Below are 7828 nucleotides of genomic sequence, written 5' to 3'. Positions count from 1 at the left end.
TCGACGTAGGCCCTCAGGGGCTCCCCGACGAACGTCTGGCCCTGCCCGACGAAGATGTTCTCGAACAGCTTCTCCCCGGTCGTCTCGCCCTCCCCGAGGAGTTCCTCGTAGAGCTTTTCGCCGGGGCGGATGCCGGTCTCGCGGATCTCGACGTCCTCGTACGGCTCGAGGCCGGACAGGCGGATGAGGTCCTCCGCGAGGTCGACGATGCGGACCGGCTCCCCCATGTCGAGCACGTACACCGCGCCGTTCTCCGCCAGGGCGCCGGCCTGCAGCACCAACTGCGAGGCTTCCGGGATCGTCATGAAGTAGCGGGTCATGCGTGCGTCCGTGACGGTGACCGGCCCACCGGCGCGGATCTGTTCCTGGAACAAAGGAACGACGCTGCCGCGCGACCCGAGCACGTTCCCGAAGCGGACCGACACGTAGCGTCGTCCCGGCGCGGCGCGGAGCGCCGCGTCCTGGACGAGGCATTCCGCGAGGCGTTTGCTGGCCCCCATGACGCTGGTGGGGTTGACCGCCTTGTCGGTGCTGACGTTGACGAACGCCTCGACGTCGTGCGCGAGCGCGAGGTCGACGACGTGGCGGGTGCCCGCGACGTTGTTGAGGACCGCCTCCTCCGGGTGGGCCTCCATGAGCGGGACGTGCTTGTGGGCGGCGGCGTGGAAGACGACCTGGGGGGCGTGCCGGTCGAACAGGACGGCGAGCCGGTCGCGTTCGCGGACGGTGGCGATCAACGTGCGGCGGGGGACGTCCGGGTGGGTGCGGGCCAGCTCCTTGTCGATCTCGAACATGCTGGTTTCGCCGCGCCCGAGGAGCAGGAGTTCACCCGGCTCGAAGCGCGCGAGCTGACGGGCGATCTCGCTGCCGATCGAGCCGCCCGCGCCCGTCACGAGGACGCGCTTGCCCTTGACGTACTGCGCGATGGAGTCGGTGTCCAGCTGGACCGGGGGCCGACGCAGGAGGTCCTCGACGCGGACGGGGCGGATGCGGTCGACGCTGACGTCGCCCGAGAGGAGTTCGAACATGCCGGGCACGACCCGCGTGTCGATCGTCCGTCCCGCCGCTTCGCTGGCGTCCCGCACCTGCTGCAGCGTCTCGCGGATCAGGGAGCCTTCCGCGGTGGGGATCGCGACGAGGACCTGCTGGACCGGCGTTTCGCGCAGGAGGCGCGGGAGGTCGGCGCGGGTGCCGAGCACCGGCACCCCGCCGATCCGGACGCGTTGTTTGGCGGGGTCGTCGTCGACGAGGGCGACGGGCTCGAGGCCCATTTCGGGGTGGCGCAGCATCTCCCGCACCAGGAAGCTGCCCGCCTCCCCCGCCCCGACGACCAGGACCGCTTGCGCGCGGTCGGGCCGGACGCGGCGGCGGCGCTCGTCGAGCCCGCGGAGCGCGGCGCGGACCGCGAACAACGCCAGGAGCGCCAGGACCCCCTCGATGAGGGGGATCGAGGCCGGCACGACGAGCCCGGGGCGGAGCAGGTAGACGGCGGCCAGCTCGAGGCCCGCCACGATCCCGATCGCCAGCGTCAGGACGCTCACGTCCCGGAAGGTGACCTTCCGCCAGCTACGTTGGTTGAGGCGGAAGGCGAACAGCGCGACGGCCTTGAACACCAGACCGAGGAGGGCGTAGAGCGCGGCCGCCTCGACGTAGCGGGCGGGGAACGTCCCGTCGAAGCGCAACAGGAACGCGACGGGGGTCGCGGCGACCCACAGGAAAAGGTCGACGGCGATCTTGTGGGGCGCCTGGAGGCGGCGTCGGAGACGGGTCGCGAGGTTCGTCATGGGCGGAGTTCGCCGGTACGTACGGCTGCCGGGAGGGTACCACCCGGGTTCCGGCGCCCGGTACAATCACGGGATGCCCGACGTCGCGCCCCCCGACGCGTCCCCCGACGTGCGCTCCGGCCGGTCCGCGGGTCCCGCGGACCGGGGGCCGGCCGCCCCGCCCGCGGCCGCGCCGCGGGCGGGCGCCGCGCCGGGGTCGTTGCGGGCGTACCGCTGGTTCCGGATCGCGACCGCGCCGCTGTACTGGGCGTACGAGCGACGGCTCGAGCGGCGGGTCCGGTCGGGGCCGCTGCCCCAGCACATGGGCATCATCATGGACGGCAACCGACGCTTCGCGCGCCTCACGAAACGGGCCGTGCAGGCCGGGCACGACGTAGGCGCCAGCAAGGCGCACGAGGTGCTGGATTGGTGCCTGCAGTTGGGGATCCCCACCGTCACGCTGTGGGGGTTCAGCAGCGACAACGCGGGGCGGTCCCCCGAGGAGGTCGCGCACCTGCACGCCCTGTTCGCGGAGCAGGCGCGGTCCTTGGCGGACGACCCCCGCCTGACGAAGCACCGGGTGCGGGTGCGGGTGATCGGGGACATCGGGGGGTTCAGCGAGGAGGCGCAAGAGGCGTTGCGGGCGATTCAGGCGCAGACCGAGCATCACGACGGCATGCACCTGAATCTGGCGCTCGGGTACGGCGGGCGGGAGGAGATCGTCGCCGCGACCCGCGCCCTGCTGGAGCGGCGTGCGGCGGCGGGGGAGGACGCGGCGACGATCGCGCGGACCCTGGACGCCGACGCCATCGCGGAGCACTTGTGGACGTCGGGCCTGCCGGACCCGGACTTCGTGATCCGGACGAGCGGGGAGGTGCGCTCGTCGGGGTTCCTGTTGTGGCAGGCCGCCTACGCGGAGTTCTACTTCATCGACGCCTTCTGGCCCGACTTCCGGCGGCTGGACTTCCTGCGGGCGCTGCGCAGCTTCCAGGCCCGCGAGCGGCGCTTCGGGCGGTAGGGCCCACGACGGTCGTCGGGGTGGCGGATGCGCCCGGCGGGCGGGACCCATGGTCTACACTCGGACGGGACGTGGAACGGAGGCCGCATGCGAGGTAGCGACCCACGAACGACGAACCCTTCGCGGCAGCGGCCCGCGGCGCGGCTGCGCCGCGCCCTGCTGGGCGTCGCGGCCGCCGCGACCCTCGCGGGGGTGGCGGGCTGCAACCTGCTCGAGGGGAGCGCCTACGCGCCGTACGCGACGTTCCAGCCGGCCGCGCAGACCTTCCAGGCGGAACGCGCGCTCGACGACGAGGAAACCCCGGTACAGAACGTGACGTTCACGACCCCGGCGGGCGCGCAGGGCGCGTTCCTGACCGGGTACACGGTGACGTACCTCGATGCCGACAAGCAGCCGCTCGCGTTCGGGGACGGCGTCGCGACGTTCGCGTTCGACGACGTGGGTCATCGCCTCCCGCCGGGCCGAACCTGTCCGGAGGGCGGCTGCACGCCGGGGGACGTCACGTACGTCGACGTGGCGTCGGAGCCGCTGACGCTGGCGGCGATGCCGAAGGGCGTCATCGGGGCGTACCTGGCGTCCGGTCGGGACGAGGGGTCGGTCCGCTACGTGTGGACCCTCCGCCTCGACGCCGACGGCCGCGAGGTCACCCGCACCAGCACCGCGCCGGTGGTCGTCGACCGGACGCCCGACCTGCGCCCCGTCGTGGAGATCGTCGGGCTCGCGAACAACCAGGAGGTGTTCGCGGACCACGCGTTCACGATTCGCGTCACGACCGACGCCGGTGCGGAGCTCGAGACGCTCGAGGCCGCCCTGTCGGGTCAGGGGATTTCGTTCCCGGACCCCGCGTCGACGACCGACGTCGTGCTGAGCGACGCCTTCCCGGTCGTCTCGGTCAGCGACCACCGCCTGACGGTGACGGCGACCGACACGCTGGGGCAGGTCCGCACGAACTTCCGGAACCTCACGGTCGTCCCGAGCCCGACCGACGACTAGTCGACGCGCGGCCCCGCCGCCGCGCAGGAGACCGGGCCGCCCCAGGGCGGCCCGGTCCTGTTCCCGTCGATGCGTCGGGGCGCCGATGCGCCGTTCGTCAGGAGGCCCCGCGCACGTCCCGCAGCCAGGTGACGAACCGGTCGATGCCGGTCTCGAAGTCGGTGGTGGGGGCGTACCCGAGCCGGTCCCGGGCCTGGGTGACGTCCGCCCAGGTCTGCGGGACGTCGCCCGGTTGGGCGGGGTGCGGTTCGCGGATCGCGTCGACGCCCAACGCCCGCTCGAGCGTCGCGATCATCGCGTTCAGGTCCACCGTCGCGTCGTTCCCGAGGTTGAACACGTCGTAGGGGGACGCGCCGTAGTCCATCGCCGCGCGGATCCCCTGCACGGTGTCCGCGACGTACGTGTAGTCCCGGCGGGTCGTGCCGTCGCCGTACACGGGGATCGGGGCGCCGTCCAGCATGCGCTCCGCGAACTTGCGGATGGCGAGGTCGGGCCGCTGGCGCGGCCCGTACACCGTGAAGAAGCGCAGGGCCACGAAGCGCAGGTCGTACAGGTGGGCGTAGACGTGCCCCAGCAGTTCCCCCGACACCTTGGTGCTGGCGTAGGGGCTGATGGGGCGCAGGACCGCGTGGTCCTCCCGCCAGGGTACGTCCGGGTCGACGCCGTACACGCTGGACGACGACGCGAACACGAACTGCGGCGTGCCCCAGCCCTTCGCCAGCTCCAGCAGGGACTGCGTCCCCATGACGTTCACCTGCTGGTATCCGACCGGGTCCTCGAGGCTGGGGCGGACGCCCGCCTTCGCGGCCAGGTGCACGATCACGTCGAACGGGGTGGCCTCCGCGATCGGATCGAGGACCTGCTGGAGCGTCGCGGGGGCGCGCAGGTCGACGTCGACCAGGCGGTAGCGGTCGCTGCCCTCGTGCGGCGCGACGTTCGCGCGCTTCTCCGCGGGGTCGTAGAACGGATCGAAGGCGTCCAGGCCGGTCACGCGCCAGCCACCCTCGTTGAGGAGGGCGTCGACCAGGTGACTGCCGATGAACCCGGCGGCGCCGGTCACGAGGGCGTGGCGCACCCGCGCTACCGCCCCACGCCGACGTAGCGCAGCTGCCGGGCCCGGACCGCGTCCGGGTCCAACAGGTTCCGGGCGTCGACCACCACCCGACCGCGCATCGCGGCCGCCACGTCGTCGAGGGGGAGGTGACGGTAGGCGTCCCAGTCGGTCGCGACGACGAGCGCGTCGCAGCCCTCCGCCAGGTCGACCGCGTCGGTGGCGTACGTCACGTCCAGGGACGGCTCCAACGCCTTCGCGTTGTCCATCGCGACGGGGTCGTGCACCCGCACCTGCGCCCCGCGGTCCTGCAGGACCTCGATCAGCGTGAGGGCCGGCGCGTCGCGCAGGTCGTCGGTGTCGCCCTTGAACGCCAACCCCAGGATCCCGATCGTGGTGCCGCGCAGGACCTTCAGGTGCTCCTGCAGCTTCTCGACGATGCGGACGCGCTGCTGGTAGTTCACGTCGACCGCCGCCTGCACGACCGGCATCGGGAAGTCGTAGACGTCCGCGGTCGCCAGGATGGCGCGGGTGTCCTTCCCGAAACAGCTGCCCCCCCACCCGATGCCGGCGTGCAGGAAACGCGACCCGATCCGGTCGTCGAGGCCGATGGCGCGCGCGACCTGGGTGACGTCCGCACCGACGCGCTCGGCGAGGCCGGCGAACTCGTTGATGAAGCTGATCTTCGTCGCCAGGAAGCTGTTGGCGGCGTACTTCGTGAGCTCCGCGCTGGTGGGGGTGGTCGTGATCAGCGGCGGGAGCGGCATGCGGTCGGGGCGGGGGATCCCGGGCGGCGCTTCGAACGCCTGCTCGAGGAGCGGCTCGTACAGCCGCCGCAACATCGCGACCGCGTCGTCGTCGTCCGCCCCGACCACGATGCGGTCGGGGTAGAGGCTGTCGCGCACCGCGCGACCCTCCGCCAGGAACTCGGGGTTGGAGGCGACCGCGACGGTCGCCTCCACGCCCCGCTCGCGCAGGGTGCGGCGGACGATCCCGTCGACGTGCCGGGCGGACCCGATGGGGACGGTCGACTTGTTCACCACGACGAGGTCCGCCCCGGGCTGGATGCGTTCCGCGATCTGGCGGGCGGCGACGTCGACGTACGCCATGTCCGCATCGCCGTTCTCCTTGGGGGGCGTCCCCACCGCGATGACGACCACCGTGTCGCCCTCCAGGTCGGGCAGGTCGGTCGTGAACGTCAGGTGGTCCTGGGCCAGGTGCAGGAGCTCCTCGAGGCCGGGCTCGTGGATCGTCGCTTCGCCGCGCGACAACCGCTCCACGAGGCCGGGATCGAGGTCGACGCACGTGACGTCGTGCCCGACGTACGCGAGCGCCACGCCGGTGGTGAGGCCGACGTAGCCGGTCCCGATGATGACGGTGTTCATGCCCGCATGGTACCGGGCGCGCCGGCCCGACCGTCGGGACGCGCGCCCCGTACCGCTGCGCCGGCCCACCACCCCCGTCGGTGCTATGCCGGAGGCGTCATGCGGACGCCGTCCCCCGCTCGCGGAACCGACGCGCCGGTCGACCCCGCCGCCGTGGAGCGCGGCCACCCCGACCTGCCGTGGGCCCGCCACCTGCTGCCCGGCCCGACCGACGTCGTCGCGTGGGGCGGACGGCCGCGAGCCGTCGTGCCGGCCGGGCCGCGGGACGCCCGCCGCCGCGCGGTGCGGTCGATCCCCGCGGTCGCCCACGCCGCGCGGACGGTGCGTGCGGGGGGCGCGCGATCCCCGCCCTGCCGATGGCGCTCGCGCCGCGGGTGGACGGGGCGGCGGCATGGGGGCCGGTGCGGACCGCACCGCACCTGGAGCGGTACGGCGTCGGTGCGCTGCGCGACGGCGCGGTGTGGGGGCGGTGGTGCGGGCCCGCGCCCGCGTCGTGCCGCTGGGCCTGGCGGGTATGCGGGCCGCGCTGGTGCTGGCCGCCGGCGTGGCCGCCGCAATCGCGGCGGCGGGGACCGCGTGGGCGCCGGACCGCTACACCGCCCGTACGACCCTGCTGTTCGTCGCGGAGACCGCGGACGCGCCCGACGTCCCGCCGGCGGGGGCGAGCGGCGCGTCCCGCCAGGTCGCGACGTCGTCGCGGCGGACCTGGGCAACGACGTCCACGTCGGTCGGCGCGGTCCAGGTGAGCTCGACGGCGCCCCCGAGCCCGCGCACGTCGAGGTCGCTGGGCGCGACGTCGGGGGGCGGCGTCGGGCCGGCGCAGGCGGCGAGACCGACCAGCATCCCAACGGCGAGGGCGTGGCGGGGACGGGGGAACGCGGGGGGACGACGCACGGCAGCCCCCAAGAACCACGAGAGTGTGAAGGAGGTGACTCCATTGCGTTTTGTCGGTGGGCATGGGGGATCGCGGTACGCCGCGACGAGCACCTCGCCGTGACCTGCGCGGGTCGGGGCCGCCTCGTCGCCGAGGACCGTGACGCGGTCGTCGTCCTGCCGTAGGCGCTCGACGAGGTGCGACCCGAGGAAGCCGGCGCCGCCGGTCACGAGGACGTGGCGGGGGCGGGGGCGGGTGCGGAGCATGGCGCCTCCTCGCGGCCCCGGAACGGGTGGGGCCACGCCCGCATGACAGAACGGCCGGCGGGCCCCGCCCGGCGCAACCGCCACAACCGAGGACGGCGGACGCGGGGCGCGTCCGCCGGGGCGGGGGTCAGCGGTCGGGGAACGCCAGGTAGCGGGGGAGGTCGGGCAGCGCGACGTTCGTGTCGACCGTGAACAGCAGCGACAGGATGCGCGGCAGGCCGGGGCCGGGGCCGGTGAAGGCGACGGACGCGAAGGCGTCGCCGGCCGCGGGCGGCCAGGTGCGCTCCAGCGTCGCGGCCTCCTGGCCCTCGGGGACGGGGCGGCGGAGGGTCGTGCCGCCGACGGCGAGGAGGTCGAGGCCGGCGTCGACGTTCCCGAGGTAGTAGCGCAGGACCGCGTCGCGGTCGGCGGCCATCCAGGCGTCCACCGTCCAGGCGCACGTCGAGAGGTCGGCGAGGACGGCGGCGTCGGCGCGCCC

General features: G+C 73.9%; 7 protein-coding genes. 2 read left to right on the top strand and 5 right to left on the bottom strand.

Going from position 1 to position 7828, the window contains the following annotated elements:
* The coding region (locus tag RI554_09565) for a nucleoside-diphosphate sugar epimerase/dehydratase (GenBank protein MDR9392261.1) at nucleotides 1–1784 on the bottom strand (1784 nt) is incomplete at its 3' end.
* Between the two features lie 73 nt (nucleotides 1785–1857).
* Here RI554_09565 and uppS point away from each other — a divergent pair.
* Together uppS and RI554_09555 are read left to right on the top strand one after the other, a co-directional pair.
* Nucleotides 1858–2781 (top strand): polyprenyl diphosphate synthase, encoded by a 924-nt coding sequence (uppS, locus tag RI554_09560; GenBank protein ID MDR9392260.1) that lies wholly within the window; start codon nucleotides 1858–1860, stop codon nucleotides 2779–2781.
* Nucleotides 2782–2868: 87 nt separating this feature from the next.
* Nucleotides 2869–3774, top strand: a complete 906-nt coding sequence (locus RI554_09555; protein MDR9392259.1) for a hypothetical protein — start codon at nucleotides 2869–2871, stop codon at nucleotides 3772–3774.
* 97 nt (nucleotides 3775–3871) lie between these two features.
* Here RI554_09555 and RI554_09550 read toward each other — a convergent pair whose 3' ends face one another.
* From RI554_09550 to RI554_09535, 4 genes are all read right to left on the bottom strand, one after another.
* Nucleotides 3872–4849 carry a GDP-mannose 4,6-dehydratase gene (locus RI554_09550; protein MDR9392258.1) on the bottom strand — a complete coding sequence of 326 codons (978 nt, stop codon included), beginning with the start codon at nucleotides 4847–4849 and terminating at the stop codon, nucleotides 3872–3874.
* A gap of 5 nt (nucleotides 4850–4854) precedes the next feature.
* Nucleotides 4855–6210: a UDP-glucose/GDP-mannose dehydrogenase family protein gene (locus RI554_09545; protein ID MDR9392257.1), complete on the bottom strand. Its 1356-nt coding sequence runs from the start codon at nucleotides 6208–6210 to the stop codon at nucleotides 4855–4857.
* A 591-nt stretch (nucleotides 6211–6801) separates the two neighbouring features.
* On the bottom strand, nucleotides 6802–7350 hold the full coding sequence (locus RI554_09540; protein MDR9392256.1) for an NAD-dependent epimerase/dehydratase family protein: 549 nt from the start codon (nucleotides 7348–7350) through the stop codon (nucleotides 6802–6804).
* A gap of 127 nt (nucleotides 7351–7477) precedes the next feature.
* Nucleotides 7478–7828 (bottom strand): hypothetical protein (locus RI554_09535; protein MDR9392255.1); only part of this gene is annotated, 351 nt, incomplete at its 5' end.

It is taken from the genome of Trueperaceae bacterium (genome assembly GCA_031581195.1).
Taxonomy (GTDB): Bacteria; Deinococcota; Deinococci; order Deinococcales; family Trueperaceae; genus SLSQ01.
The sequence above is the reverse complement of the archived record's forward strand: the minus strand, read 5'-3'. Positions and strand labels throughout refer to the sequence as shown.